Here is a 25,216-nt window from a genome sequence, read left to right as displayed (position 1 = left end):
GGCCCTGCCCCGGCAAACAGGGCAGAATGAAGAGCCATGCAGCCGAAGCCTGATCCTACCCTCACCCCGGTTTCTTCCCCCGTCACTCCTGCCGGGGGCAAGGAGTCCCCCTGCGCCCGGCAGAGAGCCAGACGGGCCAGATTCGTACATGGCAGCATCATGCGCCATGTCGTCACCATGGCCGGGACAGGCGCCATCGGGCTGATGGCCGTCTTTTTCGTGGACCTGCTCAATTTCTTCTACATCTCACACCTGCATGACCCGACGCTGACAGCGGCCATCGCCTTCGCCACCTCTCTGGGGTTCGTGCAGGTGGCCGTCTCTCTGGGCATGTCCATCGGGCTGGGAGCCAGCACCGGCCGGCTTATCGGGGCCTGCCGCCATTTCCGGGCCAGACGGCAGGCTTCCGCCTTTCTGGTGCTCATGCTCGCTGTCACCAGCACGCTGGGATTGATCACGGCCTTTCTGGCCCGCCCCCTGCTGGCCCTGCTCGGCGCCCATGGTGCAGCGCTGGAACACGCCACGCATTTTCTCTACATCACCTCCCCCGCCCTGCCGCTGGTCTGCCTCGGCATGGCTCTCTCCTCCCTGCTGCGGGCCGTGGGGGATGCCAGAAGTGCCATGCGGGTCACCCTGACAGGGGCCGCCTGCACGGTCATCGTGGACCCCATCCTGATCTTTGGCCTGCATCTGGGGCTGGAAGGGGCGGCCATCAGCACGGTCCTGTCCCGCTGTGTCATCTCTCTCAGCGGGTTCCTCAATCTCCGGGGGCATGACATGCTGGAGCGTCCCCGCCTGAGGACGATCCCCAATGCCAGCCGGGCCATAGGGGCCATTGCCCTGCCCGCCATCGGCACCAACATGGCTACCCCTATCGGAAATCTCATCGTCACGCACGCCATGTCCCGTTTCGGGCTGGAGGCCGTCTCCGGGCAGGCCGTGGTGGACCGCATGGTGCCGGTCGCCTTTGCCTTCGTCTTCGCCCTGACAGGCTCCGTCGGCCCCATCATGGCCCAGAATCTGGGAGCACGGCAGCCGGACCGGGTAAAAGAGACCTTTCTCTGCGCCCTCAAGCTCACGGCCCTCTGTGTCGGGCTGGACTGGCTGGTCTTTGCCCTTGGCGAGCCGCTGATCCTCCAGATATTCCATGTCCAGGGCACGGGGGTGGAGCTGGTACGGCTCTTCTGCCACTGGGCCGTGGCCAGCTACATGTTTGTCGGGCTGCTCTTCGTCTCCAACACGGCTTTCAACAATCTGGGGCACCCCCTCTACTCCACAGCTTTCAACTGGAGCAGGGCCACAGTAGGGACCATTCCCTTCATAGCCATCGGCATCCATTACGGGCCAAAAGGGGTGATGATCGGTCAGGCCCTGGGCGTCACGCTTATCGGCTCACTGGCCCTTGTCGCTGCCCTCACCGTCATCCACCGCCTCGGCCAGACTCTGCCCCAGCGGAAGGGGAAAATGCGCTAGCCTCTCCTGCCAGCGAACACGTCCCGGTAGAAAGCCAGCTCCCGGGCAAGGGAATCCGCAATCACCCCGGCATCCCGGAAGCCGTGCCCTTCACCCGGATAGACATGCAGCGACGAGGCCGGAAGCTGCTTCTGCAAAGCCTGCCCCTGAGACAGCGGCACGACACGGTCTGCATCCCCATGAAGGAACAGGACGGGAGCCGTGATCTTCTCCGGCCATGACAGGGGAGACCGGGCCAGATACACGGCCTCCTCCTCCGGCCACGGCGCCACGAGACCATCCAGATACCGGGCCTCGAAACGGTGAGTCTCCTCGGCCAGAGCCCGAAGGTCCGTCACGCCATAGAGCGATGTGCCCGCCACGAACAGGTCGGACCGGGCCAGAGCGGAAAGGACCGTCAGCCCCCCGGCACTGCTGCCCCGGATGACACAGCGTTGCGGGTCCACCAGCCCCTGCTCGATCACCCCCTGAACGGCCCGGCAGCAGTCCTGCACGTCCAGCACGCCCCACTGGCCATCCAGTGCCGCCCGATAGGCCCGGCCAAAACCGGTGGACCCACGATAATTGACATCCAGCACCGCAAAGCCCCGGGATGTCCACCACTGGACCTTGAAGGACAGGTCCGTCCGGGCCTGCCCGGTCGGCCCTCCATGAACGATCACCACAAGAGGGGGCTTTCCCGCCACCTTTTCACAGTGCGGCCCCCGGGCGGGAAGGTAGAACTGGGCATGGAGCGGCCCCGGCCCGTTCTCCACGGGAAAGGACAGCGTCTCCGGCAGGGCGATGTCCGCCGCGACCACATGAGGCGGCATCTCCCAAGCCCTGCGGATGACCTCCCGGTCTTCCGCAGCTCCGTCCAGCGTGCCGAGCATCAGGGCAGGGGGACCATCCGGCGGGCTGTTCAGCCATGCAAAGCGTGAGCCTCCCTCCAGCGGCACGGGAACATCATCCGGCACGGCCCCTGCCAGCACGTCCCGCCAGCCTGAAGCCGGTTCATGCAGCAGGGTTACCGGCACGCCCTGCCGCACACCACGGGCCAGCAGCCGCCCCCCCGGCAGGGCCGCACAGCAGGACTGCCCGAACACCCAGGCAGGCAGCCCCACCTCGGCCGGAGCCGGGGGCAGGGGACAGGCCCGCCATGCCGTGCCGCCCCCGGTGATGTCTTCCGGCTCAAAAGCAACCGGCGTCCAGTGCCGGTCAGACTCAGGCGAGGCACCAGCCGGAGCGGCATCGGACAGCGCATGAAGCCGCCGCCCATCCCAGAACGGCCCCATGACGCTACAGTCCTGCCCCGTTCCACCAGTCAGGCAGACCGTCCCGCCCGCACCGGACAGGTCCGTCACATACAGGCCCGTTTCCGTCCATGGCATATGCGGATTCTGCCATGCGATGAAGGCCAGAAACCGCCCATCAGGTGAAAGCCGGGGCGACATGTAAAAATCCGCCCCACTCTGGAGGGAATGGAGCCGCCCCTGTGCATCAACCTCCACAAGGTCGGCCTTTTCCTCCCCGGAGGGCGTTTCCACTTCCCGCACGCAGACGAGCCGTCCGTCCTGAAGGGACAGGTCCGCATAACGGCATGTCACGCCATCATCACCGGCAGCCGGGCAGAGCGGTTGGGCAGCCTGACCGTTGCGGCTCCGCCAGAGGCCACCCTGCCTGCTGTCGCTGAACAGCACGACCATGTCCGACCCATGACGTTCCGCAGCCCAGGCCCCCCCACCATAGACATGCATGTCCGTACCCACCTGGGCCTCTGGTGGGGTGAGATCGTGCAGGGTGCCATCCGGCGCACGCCCGACCACGACACTCCGGCCCTGTTCATCCGGCCGCCGCTCCAGCCAGAGCACCCATCCCGCCACGGCCCTGATCTCCGACAGGCTGCGTGTCCGGCGTGTCATCAGCTCCGGCGTGACCCAGGGCAGGGAAGGGGCTGCTGTCATGATGTCTCTCCTGCAAAAAACGTTCTTGCCTTATTTCTGCCTACCCCAGTATTCTGACAGGAGAAAGCACTGGCAGGCCGTTGCTGGACCGGGTTTCTTCTGACTGGACTTGGTGCGGCGCAGTGCCCCCTTTCTAGAGGAAGCCCATCCCCTGATACAGCATCTCTCCGCCTTTCTTGAGCATCTCCCCCCGCTTTATGCCTATCTGACACTAGGGTTTATCATTCTGCTGGAAAGCACGGGGATTCCCCTGCCAGCCGAGAGCCTGCTCATCTTCGCCTCCCTCTATGCCTCCCACACGCACCACTTCACACCGGAGGGGCTGATCATCGCCGCTGTCAGCGGGGCCATCATCGGGGACAATGTCGGATACCTCATCGGCCATCAGCTCGGTTATCATCTGCTGGAAAAACACGGGCGCAAAATCGGCCTGCACAAGGACCGCCTCACCCTTGGCCGCTATCTCTTCCGCCGGTTTGGCGGAGCGGGCGTGCTGCTGGGCCGTTTCATCGCTTTCCTGCGCATTCTCATCGCCCTCCTCGCCGGGGCCTCCCGGATGCCCTGGCTGCCCTTCTCAATTTACAATGCCCTTGGCGGGCTGCTCTGGGGAACATGCTATGTTCTCGTCCCCTACGAACTGGGCAGCCAGATCGACAGCTTTACGGGGCCTCTCGGCATCGGGCTTGCCGTTGTCATGCTGGCAGTGCTGGGCGGGTCGTTCCTTTTTCTCCGCCACCACGAACATGCCCTCATCAGGAAAGCCCTTGCCGATGAGAAACGGCGTGAGGCCAGAAAGAAACGGGCGCATCAGCACTGATCGGGCAGGAGACGTTTCCTGCCCGTGACCATCGTGGGTCTCCTGCCGCTTTGCACTGTCTTCTGCCTGAAGAGCCAGCCGGAAGAGAACAGATACGGCTTCTGCCCTCATTCCCACTGAAGCCTGAGGGAGGGGAATCCCCCTCCCTTTATGGGCGCACCACGATCATGATGACGATGAGGACCATCAGGATGGTCGGAATCTCATTGGCAATGCGATAGAAACGCTCACCATGCCGGTTACGCCCGGCAGCAAAATCACGGCGCCAGACAGAGCAGGCCCCGTGGAACATGAACATGCCCAACAGGCAGAAAACCTTGACCCACCACCAGCCGGAGGACCAGCTCACCACCCCCGGGAGAGAGGCCATCAGAGCACCGGTAAAAAAGGTCACAATCATGGCCGGTGCCATGATCTGCTTCTGAAGGCGACGCTCCATCAGGCTGAAACGGGTACTTTCCTCAGAGCCTGCTTTTATCTGCGTATGATAGACGAACAGCCGGGGCAGATAGAACAGTCCTGCCATCCATGACACGAAAGCCATGATGTGCAGTGAGACAAACCAGTTCAGATGCTTCAGCAGAAACAGTGCCATAATCCCGTTACCTTCCGTTCTTCCCGCCTCCATCATGGGGCGGTCTTCCCGCACATCAGACAGCCTCTCCGGCTGTCATGTCATTTCCGGGCCAGAGCCGCCTCAAGAAGGGGCATGACCTCATCGAGATGCTCCACCCGCACGAATCCCTCCACGGGCCAGAAGCCCGGCAGGGGATGGGATGCCGGACGCAGCAGGATGCAGGACATGCCGGCCCGGCGGGCTGCTTCCGCCCCCGTGTCACTGTCCTCGATCACCACCGTTTCCTCCGGCCGGACACCTTCCACCTCGGCCCCATGCAGATAGACGGCCGGGTCCGGTTTGGGATGCCCCATATCGGCAGCCGAATGGATGCGGGCCTCCGGCAGGAGGCGATCCATCCCGGTAAAACCGAATTTTGCCTCCATCTCCGCCATGGATGAGTTGGAGCCGACACGGACAGGAACATGCCGTGCCGCCAGAGCCTCCAGCAGGGGAACGGCCCCAGCCACGGGTTCCGTACCTTCCTTCATGAGCCTGACAAGATTGTCCCGCATTTTCGTGTGGGTGCCCGGGGGCAGGGGATGGCCCAGCTCCGCCTCCAGCTCCTTCACTACCTGCGGCAGGGCCTTGCCCGCAAAGCGGGCCAGCCCTTCCTCATCGGAAATGTTCAGGCCCAGCGAGCGGGCAAACCCCGCCGTCGCCCGGCAGGATGGCCCTTCACTGTCAATCAGCACGCCATCACAATCAAAAATGACCAGCTTCAGCCCTGGCCGTAATGCATTTTTCATGACTGGATGTCCCTGATCGTCTCAACCAGCGTGGCCACATGCTCCGGCGGCGTGGTCTTGATGACACCATGTCCCAGATTGAACACATGTGGCCGCCCCCTGAGGCTGTCCCGGATGCGGCGGGCTTCTGCCTTCAGGGCCTCGCCACCATTCAGCAGGATCATCGGGTCGAGATTGCCCTGGAGGGTCACTGTCTCGGGCACCATTTCAGCCACCTTGGCCATGTCCGCCACCGTATCGAGGGCCAGGGCATTGATGCCGGTCTTCTCGGCATATTCCGCCACCATGACACCACCCAGCCGAGGGAAGCCGATCAGCGGCACATCAGGATGGCGGGCACGGATATGGGCGACGATCTGCCGTGTCGGCTCGATCACATGACGGCGGAAAGCCTCCGGCGGCAGGATACCCCCCCAGGAATCGAACAGCATGACTGCTTCCGCTCCGGCCTCGATCTGGCCGCACAGCATCTCTGCCGTATTGCGGGTCAGACTCTCCATCAGCCTGTCGAACAGGGCCGGGTTCTTCTGCATCATCGCCCGGATATGGGCGAAATCACGGGAGCTGCCTCCTTCGACCATGTAGCAGGCCACCGTAAAGGGGCTGCCCGCAAAGCCGAGCAGGGTCGTCTCCTCCGGCAGTTCCACACGCAGGCGGCGCAGGGCCTCCCGCACGGGGGCCACCGCTTCCATCATCCGGCCTTCATCCAGCCGGGCAAGGTCAGACTCGCTGCGGATGGGCGTCATCACCGGGCCACGCCCTTCCTCAAAGCGCAGGTCCTGCCCCATGGCCCAGGGGAGGATGAGGATGTCCGAAAACAGGATCGCTCCATCCATGCCATAGCGACGGATGGGTTGCAGGGTCAGCTCCACAGCGATATCGGGCGTCATGCAGCGTGTGATGAAGTCCGCCTGCTCCCGCATGGCCCGGAACTCCGGCAGGTAACGCCCTGCCTGTCGCATCAGCCAGACAGGCGGCGGCCAGACGGCCTCGCCCCGCAAGGCCCGCAGAAGCGGCTTGCCCTGTTTGTCCATCCCTGAAGGAACTGCTCTGTCCTGCTGTGTCATGCCTGCGCCTTGTCCAACATCCCGAAAAAAGGGAAGGGAAGATACCCCCTCCCACGGCCATAGCCATGATGGCACCCATACGGCTATCCTTGCCCCGCTGGGGCGGAAGGCGTCAACTATGGAATGAAGCTCTGTCATGCGATGGCATGATATGATAGCGGCTGCCCGATCATTTACACGGAGGGTCCCCATGCCTGTTCTTGCCAGCGGTTCTGCCATCCGGCTTCAGCTTCTTCATGCCGCCGGAGTCCCTGTCACGGCCAGCCCGGTTGATGTGGATGAAGACGCCCTGCGTCGGCAGGCCGAAGCGCAAGGTCTCTCCCTGCGGGACACGGCCCTTGCCCTGGCCCAGGCCAAGGCAGAAGCAGCCTCCGGCCAGCACCCCGGACGGTTCATCATCGCTGCAGACCAGATTCTGGAGCTGGAAGGCCGGGCCTTCGCCAAACCGGCTGACCTGACCGAGGCCCGCACCCATCTTCTGGCCCTGCGGGGCCGGACCCATGCCCTCCATGCCGCCGTGACCCTCTGGAGGGACGGTCAGCCCCTCTGGTCCCACATCAGCAGCCCGACCCTGACCATGCGCTCCTTTTCGGAGGTGTTTCTGGACGATTATCTCCAGAAGGAAGGGAACGTTCTGCTCTCCTGCGTAGGGTGCTACCGGATCGAAGGGCTGGGCATCCAGCTTTTTGACACTGTAACCGGGAGCAGTGATGCCATTGCCGGGCTGCCGCTCATCCCGCTGCTGGCTGCCCTGCGACAGCATGGTATCCTGCCTGGCTGACAGGCAGCAGGAAGCCCGTGCAATAATTTATGGAAAAAATTGCATCTTCCCCCTTGCCTTTTCCTCCCATGTGGGGATATATGCTCCCCACACGGTGCGTTATCGACACACCGCAAAAGTGGGGCCATAGCTCAGTTGGGAGAGCGCTTGAATGGCATTCAAGAGGTCGTCGGTTCGATCCCGATTGGCTCCACCAGATATCCTCTTACAAATTGTTCCATGTGAAACATCAGCCAGCTTACCTGCCTGATGGCAGTGCTTGTCCCGGCTTTGGCTACTCTGCTGTTTCATGCCCGGTCGTGCGTTTTTCCTGATGCAGGCACCCCTCGCCATGATGTCCCGTCTCCGGGTGGCCGCAGGCAGCATCTTTCCACCGGGCTGGTGGAGCTTCACCCTGCGCATCTGGGCAGCGCTCGTGCTGGCCCTGCTGGTTGCCTTCTGGGCGCAGATTGATTCTCCCGCCAGTGCTGCCGTGACCGTCATGCTGCTGGCACAACCCCTGCGGGGGCAGGCCCTGAGCAAAGCCTTCTACCGGGTGGTCGGCACTCTGGTTGGTGGTGTCGTGGCCCTCTGCCTTGTCTCCATGTTCGGGCAGGAACGCCAGCTTCTGCTGGGTGGTTGTGCTGTCTGGATGGCCATATGCGCCTATGCTGGCACGTTGCGCCGAGGATTCCGGGCCTATGGGGCCGTCCTTTCAGGCTATGTCGTGGCCCTGATCGCCATTTCCCACATTGATGCCCCCCAGAATGCCTTTGATGTCACGGTGGCCCGTGTCTCCACCGTGATGATCGGCGTTGCCGCCATTGCCACGGTCGCCCTGCTTTCCGGTACACCGCATGTCTGGCAAAGACTCGTGCGCAGTCTGCAGAAAACGGCAGCCGAAGTACGCCATGAAACCCGTCTCGCCCTTGATGACACCGTGCCAACCCTTTCCCCGCTGGAAACCATAGCGCTTTCCAGCACGGTCTTTGCCCTGACCCACCAGGTGCATGATACACGCACGGAACTGACCCGAGGTCGGCTGCGCGCAAAAGGGGCACAGGTCTGTCTCATTGGCATGGTGACGGCCCTGTCCTGCTGCCGCAGCCTGCTGGCTCTCATGCGCCAGGCCACCATCGCCCCCGCCGTGCTGGCCCTGACACGCTTCGACATACACGCCCCTTCTGGCACGGACAGAGAAACCATCCTGGCAGACCTGCTCGGCCGCCTGCCGCCAGAGGCCCCCCGGCTGACCCTGGCCGATGCCTGGCGCCTGGAGCGCACGGCCAGCCTGATTGCCAGCCGCCACATCAGCCGCAAAGGTCTCAACACGCTGCTGAAGGCAGCCCCACTGGGCCAAGTAAAAACCATGAGCCGGTTCGCCTTCCACCCGGACAGGATCGCAGCTCTCGTCAATGCCATCAGGGTGCTGCTCTGTTTCAGTGCGGCAGCGGCCCTCTTCATCGGCAGCGGCCTGCCCAATGCCGCCACGGCACTCTCTCAATGCGCCATGCTGCTCTGCCTGGGCATCACCCAGCCCAACAGTGCCGCTTTCGGCCGGGGTATCCTGATCGGAACACCGCTGGGCATCCTGACGGCGGGGCTGACCTCGTTCTTCATCCTGCCGCATGTCAACACCATGATGGGCATGGCCATTGTCATGCTCTTCCAGGTCATGTTCAGCTGCCTGCTCATCATCAATCCCGCAACGGCGGCCGCAGGCTCACATTACGGCGCCTTTTTCTTCGTCTTTCTGGGGCTGAACAATCACCATGACTACAACCTTCTTGCCTTTGTGGACCGCAACACCTTCTATCTCTGTGCGGCTGGCATCACCGCCTTCTTCCTCATCCTGTTCCTGCCGCCACGGCCACGGCGGACCCGCTTCCGCATCACTCTCTCCATCGCTAGGGAGCTGGAACGCCAGTTTGCCGCCCGGTCACCATCCTTCACACCAGCCCTGCTGAGCCGCAAATATGACCGGCTTCACCAGCTCTACATGCTGAGCCAGACCATCAGCCAGGAGAAGAAAGGCAAGGCAGCCTGGAGGGTCTGCCAGCGTTTCATCAGTCTGGCAGACCTCACCACAGCCCTGGCCCGGCTGGAGCTGGACCTCAAGACGGCCCGCCAGTACACGGAACTGGCACCACTGGCGGACACCATGCAGAGGAGCCTGACCCGCATGAAGCTCTTTTCACTGGCAGACCATCTGCCCCTCATGGCAGAGAAGATGCTCTCCCGGGCGCCAGCCTCCAGCGGGCCTGCCCATGTTGCAGCGGTTCTATGTGCTGCAGGGCTGGAGGAAGTCCGCTTCCTCCTCCAGCAGAACGGATCCGCGCTCCGCCATTACGGAATAGGGCGCAGGCGATGGTAACACGCCACCTTGTCATCAATCTGGATGGGCTGTTCGTGTCCTCCTTCATCATCGACCTGGCCCTGGCCCTGCTGGGGACCTTCCTGCTCCGCCTCATGCTCCAGTGGATGAGGCTCTGGCGTTTCTTCGCCAACCCGCCTCTGGCACAGTTTGCCATCATGATCTGCCTGCTCGGCCTGTTCACCATCCTGCTATAAGGCTGCCAGTGTTTACCCGTGCCTACCGCCTCATCCGTTTTGCTGTCACGGCTTCCATCCTCTGCGTGGCCGGGTTCGTGGCTGTTGTCCTCTGGGACTATTACACCGCCGCCCCGTGGACCCGTAACGGGCAGGTGCGTGTACAGGTGGCCAATATTGCTCCCCGTGTCTCCGGGCAGATCATCACCGTTCCTGTCCATGACAACCAGCAGGTCCATGCTGGAGACGTGCTGTATGTCATCGACCCGTTCGACTATCAGGTCGCCCTCGAAAAAGCCGATGCCGATGTGAACAAGGCCAAGGCAGACCTGGAGTTCCGCCTGAATCAGGCCCGGTGGCGCCATGCCATCCCGGGAGCGGCCGTCTCGCAGGAAGAAAAGACGCAGTATGAAGCTCTGGCACAGCAGGCCCGGGCCATCTACAGCACAGCCCTTGCCCAGCGCAGACAGGCCCAGATCAATCTGGACCGCACGACCGTCCGCAGCTCCATAGACGGCATCATCACAAACCTGACCATGAGGCCGGGGGACTATGCCTCCGCCGGGCAGGTGAACATTCATGTCATCGACACGAATTCATTCTGGGTGGATGGGTATTTCGAGGAAGTGAAGGTCCATGACCTCAGCGTGGGAGACCCTGTCCGCATGGATCTGATGGGCTATCACACCCCGCTTTATGGGCATGTCCACAGCATCACCCGTGGCATTGCGAGCAGGAACGCCCTGACCAATGCCCTCGGCCTGCCCACCGTGGACCCTGTTTATACATGGGTGCGGCTGGCCCAGCGCATTCCCGTCCGCATCAGCCTGGATTCCATCCCGCCGGACCTCAACCTCGCTGCCGGCATGACCGTCACCGTTACAGCCATTTCCGAGAAAGGGAACAGGCGGCGGCGCAGCAACGAGGATGCCTTCCAGCATCTCAGTGACGATCTCCGCCATCTGTTCGGGCACAAATGAGAGAAGGGGAGGGGAGGACCGTGCCTTTTCAGACAAACGAAATGTTATTATATAACATCCACGTCTGCTGATGGCCCTGAAAGGCTTCCATGTTCACGGTGCGTTTTCTCCCCTGCCTGCCGCTTTTTCTGACATTGCTGACAGGCCTGCTGCCCCTTCCTTCCCGGGCCAGCACGGAAACGGGACCGGACCGACCAGCCCCCCTGCTGAGCTGCGTGGAACCCGTCTGGTGCGATATCGCCCAGCAGATTGGTGGCCCAGCGCTACGGACACGCTCGCTCATCACCAGCGAGGGGCTGGACCCGCACCATCTCCAGCCTTCACCCCTCATGGCCCGCAAGCTGGCAGCCAGTGATGCCGTGCTGCTCAATGGAGCCACCTATGATGACTGGGCCATGAAGCTGCTTCCCGCCTCTGTGAAGCTCTTCCTTGCTGCCAGTCAGGGGGGCTGGCAGACCGGAGAAGACCCGCATCTCTTTTTTGATCTCCCCACGGTCCGGAATACGGCCCGACAAATCGCCGTCTGGCTTGCCGGGCTTCGCCCCCAGGCCCAGCAGGACATCGACAGGCGCCTCGCCCTGTTCGAACAGCAGATCGACCAGATCGCCACCCGCCAGCAGGCCATCCAGCAGAGAGACCATGGCGCCCCCTTCGCCATGACCGAACCAGCCGGGGAACGTCTCCTGCTGGCGGCTGGGCTGGTCATGACAGACCAGAGCTGGGCCCGTGCCCTGATGAACGAATCCGGTCTGTCCCCCCGTGACACCGCCATGCTGGAAACAGCCCTGCACGAGAAGACCATCCGCTTTCTGGTCAGCAATCCGGCCATCAGCGCCCCACAGGCGAGCAGAATGGAGGACATGGCCCGTCAGTCCGGCATTCCAGTCCTTGCCATCGGGGAAAGCCTGCCCACCGGGCAACACTGGCAGGACTGGCTGAACGGCATCCTCACATCGCTCGAACAGGCCCTGTACCAGACAGCGCCCCGCAACACCCCGCTGCCCCCCCATCCATGAAGGAAGCCCGCCTTACCTGCCGGGATGTCAGCCTCCAGGTAGGGGGCCATCCTGTCCTGCATCATGCCACTCTTGATGTTCCCCTGGAGGGCCTGACCATCCTGCGTGGACAGAATGGAGCCGGAAAAACCTGTTTTCTCCGAGCCCTCATGGGGCTGCTTCCCCTACAGGGGGGAGAGCTTCTCATCAATGGCCACCCACCCGCCAGAGCCCGCCGCCATTGTGGGTACATGCCGCAGAAGGCTGACGACACGGCGCCCATGCTGCCAGTCATCAGCCATGTCATGGCCTGTCTGGATGGCACGCACTGGGGCTTTCCTGCCCCTCGCAAAACCCGCAGGAAAGCCAGGGCCCTTCTGGCTGAAGTCGGGGCCCTGCCTCTGGCCTCACGCCCGCTCGGAGCGCTTTCTGGCGGCGAAAGACAACGTGTTGCCCTTGCACAGGCCCTTGCCGGCTCCCCGAGGCTGCTCATTCTTGACGAACCCTTTGCCGCCCTGGATCGTGCCAGCCATGAAGCGTTGCTCCAGCTTTTCAGCCAGCTTCACCAGCAGAAAAAGGTCAGTCTGTTCATCACGGTTCATGGGCCGCTACAGACCACTGGCCTTGACCTGCCCATGAGAGAGATCACTCTGTCAAAGGGAGCGCTGCATGTCTGAGACCAATCCCTTTTCTTTCCCCTTCATGCAGCATGCCTTTCTGGGCTGTTTTCTCGTTTCGCTGCTGGCTGGCACGCTGGGCTGGCTCATGCTGCTGCGGCGACAGGCTTTTGCAGCCCATGCCCTGCCGCATATCGGCTTCAGTGGGGCAGCAGCGGCCGTGTGGCTGCATCTCCCCCCACTGGCAGGCATGATGGCCGCCAGCATGGTGGGCGGTCTCTTCATGGGGCAGGAACAGCGGGGCAGACAGCATCCCACCCAGCGGGACACGATGACCGGCCTCATTCTGGCCGCCAGCATGGGGATTGGTGTCTGGTGTCTTCATGAAGCGAATGAAGCGTCTTCCCAGACAACGACCCTGCTTTTTGGCGATGTTCTGGGGCTGGATGGCCCAACCCTTGGCATGCTGGCAGGGCTGGTCTCTGTCTGTCTTGGAGGAGTGGCCATCCTCTGGCGCCCCCTGCTTTTCAGCAGCCTTTGCCCCAGCCTGGCAGAGGCACAGGGCCTCTCGCCAACCCGGCTGGGCCAGCTCTTCCTCCTGCTTGCCGCCCTCGCTGCGGCGGCCTGTGCGGAAATCGCCGGAGCACTGCTCTGTTTCAGCCTGATGGTCGGCCCTGCTGCCGCTGCCCTGAAGCTGGAGCTCTCCCCCTTCCGGGGCATGGTCTGCTCCGTTCTGGGGGCGCTTCTGCTCTCATGGGGCGGGCTGCTCCTCGCCTGGTACAGCGACATTCCCCTGCCATTCTGGATCAGTCTGGGCGGTGTCGGCCTCTACCTGCTGGCTGGAACCGTCATGACCCGGAAAGCCTTGCGTCCTGTCAGAAATCCTTGAGGTTCATCAGAATCAGATGGACGCCGATAAGGATGGCAACAATGACGACATGAAACAGGATCACCCATTTGCCATCCAGCACGAATACTTCATTGTCGCTCTTCGGCCAGACCGTGCGGAACAGCCTGACCCAGAAACCCGGAGCCATGACCGGCCCTGCTGAAAGTTTCATGTCCGTCTCTCTCCTTCGTGGCTTTCTGGCCTGTTCCCCACCTGACGGGGCCATGCTTATCAGATAGCTGTCCCGGCGTCAGAACGGAATGAAAAACCGCATCCAGGACCGCAACAGTTTTCACAAATTATGAAACTTCTCCTTGAGAGCTGTTTCTTTCCCCGCTATGCGCCTTATCATGAATCTGTGATCAGCCTGTCAGCCCTCCCCCGGCAAACCGACACAGCTGTCTGACCCATTCGAGAGGTTTTTTTGTGACGCAGCCCGCCATGCCAGACCCTCAGGAGCATTTTCTGGATGGACCGGACCTCCCCGCCGGTGTGACACGTTTCTGGCTGGTGCGTCATGCCATCGTGGAAGAAGCAGCACGACAGACCATGTACGGCACGCTGGACGTGCCCCTCTGTCCCCAGCATCTCCGCAGCCAGAAGCCCGCCTACGAGGCCTTGGCCCGGCGCCTGCCCCGCAAGGCGACATGGTTTTCCTCCCCCCTCCAGCGGGCCCGCGACACCGGCCTGACCATTCAGAAAGCCGGCAATTTCTCCACTCCCATGAGGATTGACCCCGCCTTCATTGAACAGTCCATCGGGCAATGGAACGGTACCCCCCACGACACGTTTCCATCCCTGCTCAGAAAACCGGCTCCCCCTTTCTGGTCCATCGCAGCAGATGAACGTCCACCAGAGGGTGAAAGCATGGTGGATGTCCGCCAGCGCATCGGCCTGGCGCTGGAAAGCCATGCCCGACAGAATGCCGGAAAAGACATGGTCATTCTTAGCCATGGCGGCGCCATTCGCATGGCTCTTGCCCACTGTCTGGACATCCCCGTGGAAACGGCCCTGCGCTTCTGCATCCAGAATCTTTCCCTGAGCATCATCGAACATATTGCCGGGCATTGGCGGGTTGTTGCCATCAATGAACTTCCTGCCTTCCACGAGCCCGCAGAATGAAGGGGTGGTTCAAGGATGATCTTTTCCGCGTTGTTCTGAAAAATGCGGGAAAGCTGGGATCGACCAAACTCATCGGGGCTGTCATGGGCCTCGTCGCACTGGTCGTGACCGGGCGAACACTGCGCCCGCATGATTTCGGCGTGCTGACACTGATAGCCTCCTACATCGAGACGATTGCCGCCATCGGCCAGTTCCAGAGCTGGCAGATTGTCCTGCATTATGCTGCTGTTCCCTGGCAGAAGGGAGAGCGCAAGACTGTTCAGACCAGCATCAGCCTGGCCATGGGGCTGGATATCTGTGCGGGGCTTCTCTCCATGGTGTTCGGCATGGTGGCCTTCCTCTGTCTGGGCAAAGTGCTGGGTGTCCATGACAAGCCAACCCTGCTGATCCTGCTCTACTGCACGCTGATCCCCGGCATGGGCAGCACGGCCGCCTACGGCATCCTCCGCCTTTTCGACCGCATAGACCTCGTCTCCCGGCAGCAGCTCATCACGCCAGCTGTCCGGGCTGTCTGCTGCCTGCTGGCATGGGGCAGTGGCATGAAGCTGGCCGGTTTCGTCATCGCCTGGTACCTGGCTCTTCTGGCTGGCCAGATATATCTCTGGGCCACGGCCCTGCTGGAACTGAAACGCCATGACCTGCTGAAAGGGCTGCGCCCCAGCATCCTGAAGGCAGCCCGGCAGATGCCAAAGGGCATGTGGGGCTTCGTCTGGACCGCCAACATCACCACCCTGCTGGAAACGGTCTGGGAGCCGATCAGCAAGCTGCTGGTCGGCAAGATCGTCAGCACATCGGCAGCCGGCCTCTATTCCCTCGCCATGGAGTTTCTGGATGCTGTCCAGCGGCCTGCAAAACTGCTGGAGAAAAGCTACTACCCCGAAGTCGTTCTCATGGATCCACGGACCTCCGCCCCATGGAAGCTGGCCCTGCGGACCAGCGTCCTTTCCGGCGCACTGGGCATGCTGGCCATGCTGGTTGTCTATATCGGGGGAAAACCCGTCATCAGCATGTTCGGTCACCGCTTTGGCGATGCCGCAACCCTGATGATGTGGATGTCTCCGGCTCTGGTCTTCTTCACCGCCGGGCTGCCAATGGAAGGCGTGCTCTACACGGCGGGACGCTCCCATTACATCATGCTGGCCCAGCTCGTTTCCGTGATTCTTTACGTCCCGCTGCTTGTCTACATGGGCCATCACTACGGCCTGAACGGCGCCGGGCTTGCCTATGCCCTGGGCATGTTCTTTGCTACCATGACCACGTTCGCCATAATGGGTATAACCTATCTGCGCCGCAACAGGATCATCCTCCCTCATGAAAGGGAGATCCGCCAGACCGACAGCCTGCCCGCCTCGCCCGGCAGCTGATACCTTGCCAGGAGATGCCAGCCCAGCCATGCCCATTTTCCCTTTCCGCCCTTCTGCCAGCCGCCGCAGCACACCGGCTTTCCCTCAGAAGATGCTGGATACCGTCTTTGAGCATGTTCTCCTTGATGACGTTCCCCACCCTGACACCCCCCTGCCCGAGGATGTCCTGCCCGCCTGTGAGAAGACTGAAATCCGGGATGGCTACAATCTCTGCTGGCAGCTTCTCGAACATGGCGTGGACCGCAAGGCCTTCCGTCGCCTGATCCTGAAGATTGCCCTCTCTGGCACAGCCAGCAAGGACGAACAGCTGGCCTTCAAATACGCACGGGCCAAATTCAAGCACATGCGCTTTGCCTGTGCCAATTTCACCAGGCAGCACCATTATCCGCTCCTGCTGCATGTTGTCACCATCATCATGGGCAACATGCAGGATGCCTTCAAAAACCACCAGCGGCGGGCTACGCTGATCAACGGCCTCATCCTCTGGGTCGTGCTCTCACCGGTCTATTACTGGCTGATCGCCGCCCCCATCGCCCTCTGGAAAGAAGACAGTACGGCAGGCATCATCGCTTACCAGAAGAAAGAAAATGCCAGACTGGCAAAACTGATACGCACGCTGGATGCCACAACCGGCCATGAATTCCATGTCATGCGCAAGATCGTCAGCCGCCGGGTGGCCTTCAATGACACACTGCGCACGATCCGCCCCTCCAGAGCGCTGGACCAGCTTTCAGAATATCTCGCCACGATCAACGGCATGATGGGCGATTTCCATGACGGGCTGATCGAGAAAAAACTGGAGGGAACGCAGGATTACCGGCGGGACCGCTTCCAATCCCCGGAGGGAATTCCCCAGCGCATCCGGGCCTTCCTGGAACGCAGCCCACACTGAACGCCCGCCCCTTGCGGCAAGGCCCATTCAGAAAAACGGATGGGCCTTCCTGCTTCAGACAAGCCCGTGCCGTACCAGAATATCCAGCACGTCCTGCCGCACAGCTTCGTAAGACTGGCGGGCATCGACCTCAACCAGCGGAGCATGATTGAAATTCAGCTGCGGCATCAGCTCCGCCTTGATCCGCAGGGCCTCGAGGTCATGGTCCGGTTTGCGGCCATGGGCTGTTTCCGCATCCACATTCAGCCGGATGACCAGATCAGGCCGGAAGGCCACGATCCGGCGATAGATGCCACGTTCCAGCCAGGCCAGAAACCGGATCAGCGGATTGCTGCTATAAGCCGCTGAAAGACCAGGACCATCACACTGGCCAGGAATTTCCATTTGCGGGTAACGGTCCGTCACCACCAGAAATCCCTTCTCGACCGCCCGCCTGACCCGTAGAAAGCGCTTCAGCCGCACCAGAGAAAAGACAAACAGAACAAGACCCGTCATCAGGCCCGGCATTTTTTCACCCTTGGTCCGGGCCTTCTTGGCCTTGCCGTTCAGCTTCTTCTCCAACGCTGGACCAATAAGGGGCAGAGCCCCGATCCGCCGCCCAAGATCACCCGAACCAAGACCAAGATACCCATAAACGGTTGGACGTGTTTCAGAAAAATGCTGGACCAGAGACTGGCTGATACTGGACTTGCCAGACCCATCACACCCAACCAGCGAAACCAGACAGCCTGCCCGGGGCTGCGCAGCCAATCCCTGGCCGGAACGGGGATAGAGTGCCAGCACCTTGCGGACTGTTTCTTCTGCCTGTGCCAGCACCTGCGCCAGCGGCTCGGTGGCATCGATATCAACGATGGGAGCACCAGAAAAATCCAGCCGGGCAAGGTCTTCAATCTTGCGGGCCAGCTTGAAAGAAACATGATCCGGCTTGCGTTGCAGGGCCGTCTCCAGGTCAACATTCAGCCGTATGACGACATCTGGCCGGAAACGGGCCATCCGTGCATAGAGCGCCCGCTCCACCCGGCTGAAAATCCGCAGCAGGACGCCATCCCGGTTCAGATTGGCCAGAGTGGGGCCATCCATGGGGCCGGGCACACTGTTCTGCGGATAACGATCCGTCAGCACGGCCATGCCCCGTTCATGTTTGCACCGCATGAGTGCGAAACGAAACACACGCCGCATGGACAGAACGAAACCCGACATGGCCGCCAGCACGCCTGCTTTTTTGCCGGTCTGTATCCGGCTGTTTTCTTTCCTGGCCTTGCCTGTCACATACGGGCCAATGAAGGGCAGGGGGGCAAGCGTACGCTCCAGATTACCTGCCTGCTTGCCGAGATGGCAGAAAGCCGTCGGCCGCTCGGCCTGCAACAGCGCCAGCAGGGCCGTCCCCACGGTGGACTTCCCACTTCCATCACACCCGACCAGGGCTATCACCGGCTGATGCCGCCCTGCGACTGGCCGAGGCTTGAAATCGCTTACACGCATAGCACTCTCATCTTCTCTGACGCTGCCATCCTATCCTGTCCTGCCTGTCCATAACAGACTTATGGCCGGCCTGCCCGCATAAAGTGCCCTGATCCAGCCATATATCCTTAACATGAGGAAACACGTCATCATCATGAAACAGTCTGCCCATAAAAAATGGCTGGCAACCTCCATGAGGATGCCAGCCATCGAAACTTGCTGAATATCGCTTATGCCTTTCTCAGGACATGAAACAGATTTTACCCTCAGCCTCTGCCGTTACCAGGCGGAGGACCAAACCTGTTGTTCCCCGGCGTCCCCGGCTGACACAAAAAAATGAGAGTAGCGATCGGGCAAAGCAGGAATGGGATAATGGGAAGGAAAACGAGTGGGGACAGATGTCCCCCTGACGGATTTAATTTATACAGGAACGCAACATAGTAAACGACGATCACTGAGAAGGATGCTGACGGCAGCCATACCCACCAACCGGACCGACCAGTATCATGTAACCGTCGCATCCCAACAGCTATACCCGGTAAAAAAATTAAAATAGAAAAAACAATCAATGGAAATATACTACCAGATATAGAATAAATTATTTCAATAACAAAATAAAAAATACATTCAAAAAACCTAAAATACCAGTATTCAGGACAAGTTTCCCGTCCGCTGAATATCACCTAATTTTTTATACCTTTTATGAAATAGCCGAACGGACTGGCACTCTTCACGTTTCATCCTCCAGAAAGAAAGAGTAATTTTTCAAAAAAATAAATGAAAAGTCAACGCAGGGTAACGTCAGTCAAGACGCAGAATAATCATGAGCATGTCCTGTCTGACCATTTACAGAACCATGCCATAACGTCGGGCGCACCAGACCACGACAAGATAAAGCAGAACCGTCAATACACAGCCAACCGCCAGACTGCCCCAGAAAGGCCAGCCTCGCCGCAGGAGGGCGGGAATGAGCAGAAACATGGGCAGGGATGGCAGAACGTACCAGAAAGTCGCCTCACTATGAGTGGCCATCAGCTCACGGTCCGGTTTCTCAGCCCAGAGAAAAATCATCCCCAGAACAGACACAAGCGGCAGGGACGCAATGAGCGCACCCAAAGCAGGAAGGCGACGGGCCACCGTGGCAATGGAGGCCACGAGCACGGCGGACAGAGCAGTTTTTAGGAGAAAGGGGATCATCTTCTTTCCAGCAGAAAACGCAGAGCGGGTGTCCTGCCGCTGGCATCCGGAAAGTTTTCGACATCTTTTCAGGGGAACCGGCCGATTGTGGTGGGCACACTAGGGCTCGAACCTAGGACCCGCTGATTAAGAGTCAGCTGCTCTACCAACTGAGCTATGTGCCCACAATCGGTAACCGATGGATGGTTATCTATCAGCCTTCATGAAGGCTGACAAGGGGATTTTAAATATTTTCTCAAAAAAATCAGCTCTGTCCGGTCAGACGGGCCATGAGGGCCTCAAACTGCTCCAGAGAGGAATAGTTGATCTTCAGCGATCCACTTTTCCCATTGAAGCGTATCTGCGTCTTCAGCCCGAAACGGGCTGAGAGGTCTTCCTCCAGCCGGGTGATCTCCGGAGCCGGGGCAGCCTTGGTCTTCTCCTCACTGGCCGCCTTGTTCAGCCGGGCCACAAGGTCTTCCGTCTGGCGAACATTCAGCCCCTTTGCCAGCACCTCAGCCATACCGGCCACCGGGTCGGGATGGCCCAGCAGGGCACGGGCGTGACCGGCACTCAACCCACCATCCCGCAGCTGGACCAGAACAGCCTCCGGCAGGTTCAGCAGGCGCATGGTATTGGTGATGTGAGAGCGGGACTTGCCAATCGCCCCGGCCAGTTCCTCCTGCGTCAGGCTATAATCCTGCAGCAGCCGTTGCAGCCCCATTGCTTCCTCAACAGGGTTGAGATCCGACCGCTGGAGATTCTCGACCATGGCCGCCGCCATGGCATCCGTATCATCAAGCTGACGGATATAGACGGGCACCTCATGCAGGCCCGCCTTCTGCGAAGCCCGCCAGCGGCGTTCACCAGCAATGATCTGATACCGCCCCTTCTGCTCGGGGTCCGGTCTCACAAGAATGGGCTGAATCACCCCGCGGGAGCGGATGGAATCAGCAAGCTCGGCCAGCCGGTCTTCATTCATGTCCCGACGCGGCTGGAACGGACTGGGAGCGAGCAGATCCACCCCCAGACTTCCTGGCTGGGACGGAGCCTGAACCTCACCCTGCGGGGCCCCAACACGGGCCAGATTGGGCGCCTGATCCCCCAGGAGAGCAGCCAGACCCCGGCCAAGTTTGCGGGAGGAGGGGGATGCCTTCTTTGCCATGGTGCTCAGCCTTTCTTCTTCAGCCGTTTCAGCAGCTCGGCCCCCAGAGCCTCATAGGCCAGTGCCCCGGTGGAACTGCGGGCATAATCCATGACAGGCCGCCCATGACTCTGTGCTTCGGAAATACGGATATTACGGGGAATCATCGTTTCGAAGACCTGATCACCAAAGAAGCCACGGGCATCCTCCGCCACCAGAGCAGAGAGATTGTTGCGGGTATCGAACATTGTCAGCACGATCCCTTCCAGATGCAGGTCCGCATTGAAGGCAAGACGCACCCGCTCGATGGAACGGACCAGCTGGCTGATCCCCTCCAGAGCGAAGAACTCGCACTGCAACGGCACCAGAACACTCTGGGCCACGACAAGCGCATTGAGGGTCAACAGCCCCAGGCTGGGCGGGCAGTCGATCAGAATGATGTCATACCGGTTAAGCAATGGTTTCAGGGCATCCCGCAGCCGGTATTCCCGCCGGTCCTGGTCGATCATCTCCAGCTCGGCTCCGGCCAGGTCGCCATTGGCAGGCATGACATCCAGCTTCGGCACCACGCTGGAACGGAGAAGCGTCTCCGCCGGGGCATCCTCCAGCAAGGCGCCATAGGTGCCACGGCCACGCTCATCATAATCCAGCCCGAGGCCTGTTGACGCATTGCCCTGCGGGTCAAGGTCCACCAGCAGGACACGCTTGCGCTGCGCCAGAGCTGCCGCCAGATTCAGGCTGGTCGTCGTTTTGCCGACACCCCCCTTCTGGTTGGCAATGGCGATGATGTGCGGTGTATGTGAAGCAGCTTTAGACACGTCTGAAATCACTGATCCTGAGAAGGACCCCGTCTGGGTCTGTTCGGCTTGGGAGACTTTCATATCTCATGTGCCAGTCAGAACGGGCACTGGTCAACTCATCTGACGCTTTTCTTCCCTTGAGGAAAAGACAATACCCTTCCTCCTTCAGCAGAGGCCGTGCCCAGTCGAGCAACTGGGGCAGGGGGGCCAGCGCACGGGCTGTCACAATGTCCGCCGGTTCCACCTCTGCCTGCTCGATCCGTTTTGCCAGCACGGTGACACGGGCACCACATTCCCGTGCCGCTTCCCGCAGGAAGGCGCACTTCCGCTGGTCGGACTCAATCAGCGTGACCGGGTTTCCTGTTGCAATCGCCACGATCAGCCCGGGGAAACCACCGCCAGAACCAAGGTCCGTTATCCGCACACCAGCCGCAACATGCGGGACGAGCTGGAGACTGTCCTCAATGTGACGCTGGCGGAGGTGGGCGATATCCTTCGGGCTGACAAGATTGATCTTCTCATTCCAGCGGATCAGCAGGCTGGCAAAATGGGCGAGCTTCTTTTCTGTTTCATGTGAAACATGCGTCATCATGTACGGCTCCTGACATGGGCAAGCAGGGCAATGAGGGCAGCGGGCGTCACACCCCGGACACGCCCCGCAGCGGCGAAATCGACCGGACGGGCAGCCCCCAGCCGCTCCTGCATTTCCTGGCTCAGCCCCCCGATCGCCCCGTAATCCAGATCATCCGGCAGGCGCAAGGCCGCCTCACTCTTCAGCTGCTGGATTTCCCGCTCCTGCCTGCGCAGATAGCCACCATAGCGGGCCTCTGTCTGTACATGCCGCCCGATACGGACCGGCAGAGCGGCAAACCATGGAGAGAGACTGGCAATCCGTGTCTCATCGGCCTGTGTCGCCAGTACGTCCAGCAGGCTGCGCCGCCGTCCATCCTGCGAGACCTCGATACCATGCTCCCGCAGGTGCTGGGGCAGGAAGGCCGGTTTCCGGGCTTCCTCCATCGCTTCATCAATCTGGCGCACCGTCTCACGGAAGGCCGCCTCACGTTCTGTGCCAACACATCCGGCCTCGATGGCCTTTGGTGTCAGGCGCAGGTCCGCATTGTCCGCCCGCAGAAGAAGGCGATATTCCGCCCGTGAGGTGAACATGCGATAGGGTTCGCTGATACCATGCAGAGTCAGGTCATCAATCAGCACGCCAAGGTAGGATTCCTCCCGTCCCAGCGTCAGGGGCTCGCTGCCTGCCACGGCCCGGGCAGCGTTCAGACCGGCCAGAAGACCCTGTGCGCCCGCTTCCTCATACCCTGTCGTGCCATTGATCTGCCCGGCGAGATACAGGCCGGGCAAGGCCCGCAGCTCCAGAGACGGACGCAGCTCCCGTGGGTCAACATAATCATACTCAACGGCATAACCGGGGGTGACAATGCGGGCCGTCTCCAGCCCCGGCATGGAAGCAATCATCTGCGCCTGCACCTCGGCAGGCAGGGAGGTGCTGATGCCGTTGGGGTAGACCAGCTCCCCACCCGGATTGCCCGGCAGGGCCTCCGGCTCCAGAAACACCTGATGACTGTCCCGCCCTGCGAAACGGACGATCTTGTCCTCGATGGACGGGCAGTAGCGGGGACCCCGCCCGGTGATCTCACCGCCATACATGGCCGAAAGATGCAGGTTGTCCTCAATGATCCTGTGTGTCTGCGGGGTTGTCTGCGTGATGCGGCAGACGATCTGTCTATTGGGCAGGGAGGCTGTCAGCGTACTGAAGGCCTCCGGCTCGGCATCGCCCTCATCGGCAGGCAGGGCCTCCCAGTCGATGCTGTCACGGGCCAGACGGGGCGGGGTGCCTGTTTTCAGGCGGCCCATTTTCAGCCCCAGGGCTTCCAGCCGTTCCCCAAGCTGCATGGCGGGCGCATCGCCAATGCGTCCGGCTGGCTGGCTGACCCGCCCCGTATGGATCACGCCCCGCAGGAAGGTGCCGCTTGTCAGCACGACTGCCCCGGCGGAAAAACGGCGGCCATCCTCGCAGATCACACCCCGGACATGGCCCTTCTCGACAATCAGGTCGCCCACGGCCCCGGCCAGCATGGTCAGGTTTGGTGTGGCCGCCAGAAGGTCCTGTATGGCGGCCCGGTAAAGCGAGCGGTCCGCCTGCGCCCGTGGCCCATGTACCGCTGGCCCTTTGGAACGGTTCAGCAGCTTGAAATGAATTCCCGCCCGGTCTGCCGCCTTGCCCATGAGACCATCAAAGGCATCAATCTCCCGCACGAGATGGCCCTTGCCGATGCCTCCGATGGCCGGATTGCAGGACATGCTGCCTACGGTGTCCAGCCTGTGCGTCAGCAGCAATGTCCGGGCCCCGAAGCGGGCAGCGGCAGCGGCGGCTTCCGTCCCGGCATGACCGCCCCCCACCACGATGACATCATAGGTTTGCGCAGGTGATGTGCTCATTGAGGTAACGTCACTTTCCTATACAGAACTGGCCAAAAATCGTATCAAGCAGGGCTTCCACATCCACATGGCCCGTCAACCGGCCAAGGGCCTGCATGGCCAGGCGCAGCTCCTCTCCTCGCACCTCCGGCCATGGGGCTTCCAGCGCACGGGTCATATGTTCCTGTGCCTCCTTCAGCCCTGCCCGATGGCGGGCACGGGTCAGGGGCGGGGTGCCACGCTGAGCCATGAGACGGGCCAGATGGGCTTTCAGCCATGCCTTCAGAGGGGCCAGACCGGCTTCATCCTTCGTATGGATGCCAAGCTCACCCTCCCGTGCCGGGGCGAGGTCCGTCTTCGTCCGCAGCCTTATGGCGTGATCCGCCAGCAGGGGCGTCTCATCCCCCGGCCCGACAAGATGAAAGAGCAGATCGGCCTCTTTCACGTGCCGCATGGTCCGGCGGATGCCTTCCGCCTCGATCTCATCCTCCGTCTCCCGCACGCCTGCCGTATCAATCAGCCGGACACGGATGCCCTCTATCATCCAGTCCACGGCGATGGCATCCCGTGTCGTACCCGCCTTCTGCGTGACGATGGCAGCATCCTGACCACTCAACGCATTCAGCAGGCTGGATTTTCCCACATTCGGGGCCCCCGCCAGAACGATCTTCAGACCATCACGAACGATCTCGCCCCGTTCATCGGCCAGATGGGCCTGCATCTCTTCCGCCAGGGTCCGGCAGTCACCCAGCAGGGCGTCTTCCACCTCCGGGGGGAGTTCCTCATCCGGGAAATCGATCAGGGCTTCCTGCTGGGCCAGAACCTGCCGCAGGCGGGACGCCCATTCTGTGTAAAGCTGGCTCAGGGCACCATCAGCCTGTTTCAGGGCCTGATGCCGCTGGGCCTGCGTATCGGCTTCAATCAGATCGGCTATGGCCTCGGCCTGCAACAGGTCCATCCGTCCTGCCTGCACGGCCCGACGGGTGAACTCTCCCGGTTCGGCAGGGCGGGCACCAAGGGAAACAAGGGCCTGCGCCACTGCCTCCACGATGGCCGGACCGGCATGAAGATGCAGCTCGAAGCTGTCTTCCCCCGTATAGGACCGAGGCCCCGGCAGCCAGAGGACGAGAGCGTGATCCAGCACGTCACCTTCATGCCGCAAGGCCCGCAGGCTGGCATGACGGGGAGCTGGCAGGGCACCACAGAGAGCTGCCAGCAGGGCCGCACTCTCCGGCCCGCTGACCCGCATGACCGCAATCGCCCCCTGCACCGGGCCTGTCGCCAACGCAAAAACCGTCTTGGTGGAAATGCTGGATGATGTCATGCCGCCTTTCATACAGCACTCATGCCCGAAAAGCAGCG

25 protein-coding genes and 2 tRNA genes are annotated in these 25,216 nt (G+C 61.3%); 13 read left to right on the top strand and 14 right to left on the bottom strand.

Features of this window, described 5'->3' with window-relative positions:
• Positions 1–36: 36 nt before the first annotated feature.
• Positions 37–1,473: an MATE family efflux transporter gene (locus tag DTJ15_RS07605; protein ID WP_081847677.1), complete on the top strand. Its 1,437-nt coding sequence runs from the start codon at positions 37–39 to the stop codon at positions 1,471–1,473.
• On the opposite strand, the gene DTJ15_RS07600 is transcribed toward DTJ15_RS07605, so the two are convergent.
• Positions 1,470–3,416 carry a prolyl oligopeptidase family serine peptidase gene (locus DTJ15_RS07600; protein ID WP_249109761.1) on the bottom strand — a complete coding sequence of 649 codons (1,947 nt, stop codon included), beginning with the start codon at positions 3,414–3,416 and terminating at the stop codon, positions 1,470–1,472. The two genes, DTJ15_RS07605 and DTJ15_RS07600, sit on opposite strands and share 4 nt — an antisense overlap.
• Positions 3,417–3,528: 112 nt before the next feature.
• On the opposite strand from DTJ15_RS07600, the gene DTJ15_RS07595 reads away from it, so the two are divergent.
• Positions 3,529–4,233 carry a DedA family protein gene (locus DTJ15_RS07595; RefSeq protein WP_227449746.1) on the top strand — a complete coding sequence of 235 codons (705 nt, stop codon included), beginning with the start codon at positions 3,529–3,531 and terminating at the stop codon, positions 4,231–4,233.
• Between the two features lie 148 nt (positions 4,234–4,381).
• Here DTJ15_RS07595 and hemJ read toward each other — a convergent pair whose 3' ends face one another.
• The 3 genes from hemJ to hemE all read right to left on the bottom strand — a co-directional run bounded on the left by hemJ (position 4,382) and on the right by hemE (position 6,632).
• Positions 4,382–4,828 carry a protoporphyrinogen oxidase HemJ gene (gene hemJ, locus DTJ15_RS07590; RefSeq protein WP_043559109.1) on the bottom strand — a complete coding sequence of 149 codons (447 nt, stop codon included), beginning with the start codon at positions 4,826–4,828 and terminating at the stop codon, positions 4,382–4,384.
• A gap of 80 nt (positions 4,829–4,908) precedes the next feature.
• Positions 4,909–5,598 carry an HAD family phosphatase gene (locus DTJ15_RS07585; RefSeq protein ID WP_081562433.1) on the bottom strand — a complete coding sequence of 230 codons (690 nt, stop codon included), beginning with the start codon at positions 5,596–5,598 and terminating at the stop codon, positions 4,909–4,911.
• Positions 5,595–6,632, bottom strand: coding sequence for a uroporphyrinogen decarboxylase (hemE, locus tag DTJ15_RS07580; protein WP_154981108.1), 1,038 nt, complete (start codon positions 6,630–6,632; stop codon positions 5,595–5,597). Before hemE ends, DTJ15_RS07585 begins: the two co-directional genes overlap by 4 nt.
• Before the next feature lie 223 nt (positions 6,633–6,855).
• Here hemE and DTJ15_RS07575 point away from each other — a divergent pair, with 223 nt between their 5' ends.
• From DTJ15_RS07575 to DTJ15_RS07540, 8 genes are all read left to right on the top strand, one after another.
• Entirely contained in the window at positions 6,856–7,446 is a 591-nt protein-coding gene (locus tag DTJ15_RS07575) for a nucleoside triphosphate pyrophosphatase (protein WP_043559116.1), read from the top strand.
• A 120-nt stretch (positions 7,447–7,566) separates the two neighbouring features.
• Positions 7,567–7,642: transfer RNA gene (locus DTJ15_RS07570), tRNA-Ala, on the top strand.
• Positions 7,643–7,777: 135 nt separating this feature from the next.
• The gene (locus tag DTJ15_RS07565) at positions 7,778–9,799 is read left to right on the top strand and encodes an FUSC family protein (RefSeq protein WP_198027174.1); all 2,022 of its coding nucleotides are present in this window, start codon (positions 7,778–7,780) and stop codon (positions 9,797–9,799) included.
• Positions 9,793–9,996, top strand: a complete 204-nt coding sequence (locus DTJ15_RS07560) for a DUF1656 domain-containing protein (RefSeq protein ID WP_043559119.1) — start codon at positions 9,793–9,795, stop codon at positions 9,994–9,996. Before DTJ15_RS07565 ends, DTJ15_RS07560 begins: the two co-directional genes overlap by 7 nt.
• A gap of 8 nt (positions 9,997–10,004) precedes the next feature.
• Complete coding sequence (locus DTJ15_RS07555; protein ID WP_043559122.1) at positions 10,005–10,955, top strand: HlyD family secretion protein; 951 nt, start codon at positions 10,005–10,007, stop codon at positions 10,953–10,955.
• An 89-nt stretch (positions 10,956–11,044) separates the two neighbouring features.
• Positions 11,045–11,971 carry a metal ABC transporter solute-binding protein, Zn/Mn family gene (locus tag DTJ15_RS07550; RefSeq protein ID WP_249109760.1) on the top strand — a complete coding sequence of 309 codons (927 nt, stop codon included), beginning with the start codon at positions 11,045–11,047 and terminating at the stop codon, positions 11,969–11,971.
• Positions 11,968–12,627 carry a metal ABC transporter ATP-binding protein gene (locus tag DTJ15_RS07545; RefSeq protein WP_086431606.1) on the top strand — a complete coding sequence of 220 codons (660 nt, stop codon included), beginning with the start codon at positions 11,968–11,970 and terminating at the stop codon, positions 12,625–12,627. The genes DTJ15_RS07550 and DTJ15_RS07545 overlap by 4 nt, the downstream gene beginning before the upstream one ends.
• Entirely contained in the window at positions 12,620–13,456 is an 837-nt protein-coding gene (locus tag DTJ15_RS07540) for a metal ABC transporter permease (RefSeq protein ID WP_249109759.1), read from the top strand. Before DTJ15_RS07545 ends, DTJ15_RS07540 begins: the two co-directional genes overlap by 8 nt.
• Here DTJ15_RS07540 and DTJ15_RS07535 read toward each other — a convergent pair.
• Positions 13,443–13,628 (bottom strand): hypothetical protein, encoded by a 186-nt coding sequence (locus DTJ15_RS07535; protein ID WP_043559129.1) that lies wholly within the window; start codon positions 13,626–13,628, stop codon positions 13,443–13,445. The two genes, DTJ15_RS07540 and DTJ15_RS07535, sit on opposite strands and share 14 nt — an antisense overlap.
• Positions 13,629–13,897: 269 nt before the next feature.
• On the opposite strand from DTJ15_RS07535, the gene DTJ15_RS07530 reads away from it, so the two are divergent.
• The 3 genes from DTJ15_RS07530 to DTJ15_RS07520 are packed head-to-tail and all read left to right on the top strand — an operon-like array spanning position 13,898 to position 16,834.
• Positions 13,898–14,578 (top strand): histidine phosphatase family protein, encoded by a 681-nt coding sequence (locus tag DTJ15_RS07530; protein WP_081563330.1) that lies wholly within the window; start codon positions 13,898–13,900, stop codon positions 14,576–14,578.
• Positions 14,575–15,942: a lipopolysaccharide biosynthesis protein gene (locus DTJ15_RS07525; protein WP_052348979.1), complete on the top strand. Its 1,368-nt coding sequence runs from the start codon at positions 14,575–14,577 to the stop codon at positions 15,940–15,942. Before DTJ15_RS07530 ends, DTJ15_RS07525 begins: the two co-directional genes overlap by 4 nt.
• A gap of 28 nt (positions 15,943–15,970) precedes the next feature.
• Complete coding sequence (locus DTJ15_RS07520; protein WP_249109758.1) at positions 15,971–16,834, top strand: hypothetical protein; 864 nt, start codon at positions 15,971–15,973, stop codon at positions 16,832–16,834.
• A gap of 54 nt (positions 16,835–16,888) precedes the next feature.
• Here the strand turns inward: DTJ15_RS07520 and DTJ15_RS07515 are convergent, their stop codons facing one another.
• From DTJ15_RS07515 to mnmE, 9 genes are all read right to left on the bottom strand, one after another.
• On the bottom strand, positions 16,889–18,316 hold the full coding sequence (locus tag DTJ15_RS07515; RefSeq protein WP_249109757.1) for a hypothetical protein: 1,428 nt from the start codon (positions 18,314–18,316) through the stop codon (positions 16,889–16,891).
• 245 nt (positions 18,317–18,561) lie between these two features.
• Entirely contained in the window at positions 18,562–18,978 is a 417-nt protein-coding gene (locus DTJ15_RS07510) for a DUF805 domain-containing protein (RefSeq protein WP_249109756.1), read from the bottom strand.
• Between the two features lie 163 nt (positions 18,979–19,141).
• Entirely contained in the window at positions 19,142–19,492 is a 351-nt protein-coding gene (locus tag DTJ15_RS07505; protein WP_043559132.1) for a DUF3147 family protein, read from the bottom strand.
• Positions 19,493–19,580: 88 nt separating this feature from the next.
• A tRNA-Lys gene (locus tag DTJ15_RS07500) sits at positions 19,581–19,656 on the bottom strand.
• Between the two features lie 80 nt (positions 19,657–19,736).
• Positions 19,737–20,636 carry a ParB/RepB/Spo0J family partition protein gene (locus tag DTJ15_RS07495; RefSeq protein ID WP_081562441.1) on the bottom strand — a complete coding sequence of 300 codons (900 nt, stop codon included), beginning with the start codon at positions 20,634–20,636 and terminating at the stop codon, positions 19,737–19,739.
• A 5-nt stretch (positions 20,637–20,641) separates the two neighbouring features.
• Positions 20,642–21,442 (bottom strand): ParA family protein, encoded by an 801-nt coding sequence (locus tag DTJ15_RS07490; RefSeq protein ID WP_408902176.1) that lies wholly within the window; start codon positions 21,440–21,442, stop codon positions 20,642–20,644.
• Entirely contained in the window at positions 21,426–22,004 is a 579-nt protein-coding gene (gene rsmG / locus DTJ15_RS07485) for a 16S rRNA (guanine(527)-N(7))-methyltransferase RsmG (RefSeq protein WP_249109827.1), read from the bottom strand. The genes DTJ15_RS07490 and rsmG overlap by 17 nt, the downstream gene beginning before the upstream one ends.
• On the bottom strand, positions 22,004–23,875 hold the full coding sequence (gene mnmG, locus DTJ15_RS07480) for a tRNA uridine-5-carboxymethylaminomethyl(34) synthesis enzyme MnmG (RefSeq protein ID WP_249109754.1): 1,872 nt from the start codon (positions 23,873–23,875) through the stop codon (positions 22,004–22,006). Before mnmG ends, rsmG begins: the two co-directional genes overlap by 1 nt.
• A 10-nt stretch (positions 23,876–23,885) precedes the next feature.
• Positions 23,886–25,178 (bottom strand): tRNA uridine-5-carboxymethylaminomethyl(34) synthesis GTPase MnmE, encoded by a 1,293-nt coding sequence (gene mnmE, locus DTJ15_RS07475; RefSeq protein ID WP_249109826.1) that lies wholly within the window; start codon positions 25,176–25,178, stop codon positions 23,886–23,888.
• Positions 25,179–25,216: the final 38 nt, after the last annotated feature.

Source organism: Parasaccharibacter sp. TMW 2.1891 (genome assembly GCF_023337675.1).
GTDB classification, from domain to species: Bacteria; Pseudomonadota; Alphaproteobacteria; order Acetobacterales; family Acetobacteraceae; genus Bombella; species Bombella apis.
This window is presented reverse-complemented; position numbering and strand designations above follow the sequence as displayed.